The sequence below is a fragment of the Rhodoferax sp. ZS1R8 genome (assembly GCF_056521325.1).
This window is the reverse complement of the sequence record NZ_JBWMBA010000197.1, coordinates 1-1050: the sequence shown is the minus strand read 5'-3', so window position 1 is coordinate 1050 and position 1050 is coordinate 1. Positions and strand designations below refer to the sequence as shown.

Genomic DNA, 1050 nt, shown 5'->3' with positions numbered 1-1050 from the left:
CAATAGTGCCCGATCAAAGGAAAGTTCCACTTGAAGACGCCACCATCGGCAGAGTCACTGCGGCCATAACCCGAGGTGATGAGGGAAATTTTGTCCGCGGGCACTTTTTCAGTCAGCGCAAAGGTAACGCCGGTGGACAAGGGCTGGAACACGGTTGCGCCGCCATGCTTGCCTTTGAGGCGTTCGTAACACTCCACGCCACGGTCGGTGGCGTAGGCGGTTTCACATTCCTCAACCAGGGTTTTGACGCCGTTGATACCACCGCGTGCGTTGACCAGTTTCATGTAGTCATTGTGGCCATTGGCCCAGGGTGTGGCGTTGGGAGCCACTGGCCCGGTACGCCCGGACAACACCGGAAAAAACTGTTCTTTGGCCTGCGCAAAAGCGGGCCCTGTCATGATTGCAGATGCGCCGGCAACGGCCATTGCACTAGCGAGTACGAGTTTGCGAAGCTTCATTTGTCTCTCCTAATTGTTAAGTGGGAAGCACAGGGAACACGGGAAATCAATACCTCAAAAAGCTCAGTGCGGAAACGGCCAAAGGCGCATCTTTTGTTTGCCTATCGACCACAGTTTGGCCAGCCCATGGGGCTCCACAATCAGGAACCACACGATCAAACCGCCAAACGCCATCAGCTCGGCGTGGGCAATGCCAGCTGTTGAAATTTCCACACCAAACAGCCCGGCAAAGGCAGGCAAGGCCTGTTGCAAGAAGATGGGCAATACCACGATGAAGGCCGCACCAAAAAAGCTACCCATGATGGAGCCCATGCCCCCAATGATGACCATGAATAGAAGCCTGAACGACAAATCCACATTGAAGGCCGCCGGCTCCCACGAACCCAGATAGACAAACGCCCACAGCGCGCCGGCGATGCCCACAATGAACGAGCTCACCGCAAACGCCGTCATCTTGGCGTACATCGGGCGAATGCCGATCACGGCGGCGGCCACGTCCATATCGCGTATGGCCATCCACTCCCGACCAACCGCTCCACGCACCAGGTTTTTGGCCATGACAGCGATGACCACCAGAAGCGACAAACAGAAC

At 56.4% G+C, this 1050-nt stretch carries 2 protein-coding genes; both read right to left on the bottom strand.

Annotated features, from left to right (window positions below; genetic code table 11):
* A partial coding sequence (locus AC097P_RS24965; RefSeq protein WP_479613101.1) for an ABC transporter substrate-binding protein occupies positions 1-458 on the bottom strand: 458 nt, incomplete at its 3' end.
* Between the two features lie 63 nt (positions 459-521).
* Positions 522-1050, bottom strand: a 529-nt coding sequence (locus AC097P_RS24960; RefSeq protein WP_479613100.1) for a branched-chain amino acid ABC transporter permease, incomplete at its 5' end; no start/stop codon positions are given.